The 316-nt window shown below is 31.3% G+C and carries 1 protein-coding gene; it reads left to right on the forward strand.

Translation table 11 applies throughout. From position 1 onward, the window contains the following. The first annotated feature begins 12 nt into the window (after window positions 1-12). Window positions 13-87, forward strand: a complete 75-nt coding sequence (locus AOA60_RS34700; protein WP_368731582.1) for a DUF418 domain-containing protein — start codon at window positions 13-15, stop codon at window positions 85-87. The last annotated feature ends 229 nt before the right edge of the window (window positions 88-316 follow it).

Below are 316 nucleotides of genomic sequence, written 5' to 3' on the forward strand. Positions count from 1 at the left end.
TTCCAAATTGTTATTAGTAGAATCTGGCTTAACAAATTTAAGATAGGTCCATTAGAAAAACTATGGCGAGGTTTCACTTATAGATAATAGACCTTAAAAACACGTGCACGTGAAGATTTGATTTAATGAAAGGTTTATTTAATCTTGGACCCTTTCACTCTAGTGAAAGGGTTTTTGGTTTGCACCTTCTGCCAAAAACCTTTCTTTTAATTTATATTCTATTTCGACAATTTTTATGGTACTTTAGTATTAGTAATAGTAGATTAGAGAAAAGTGAATAGGGAAGGGGAATATGATCATGGGATTATGTTCAAAG

This window comes from Pseudomonas sp. 2822-17, from assembly GCF_002742485.1.
Lineage (GTDB): Bacteria > Pseudomonadota > Gammaproteobacteria > Pseudomonadales > Pseudomonadaceae > Aquipseudomonas > Aquipseudomonas cyclaminis.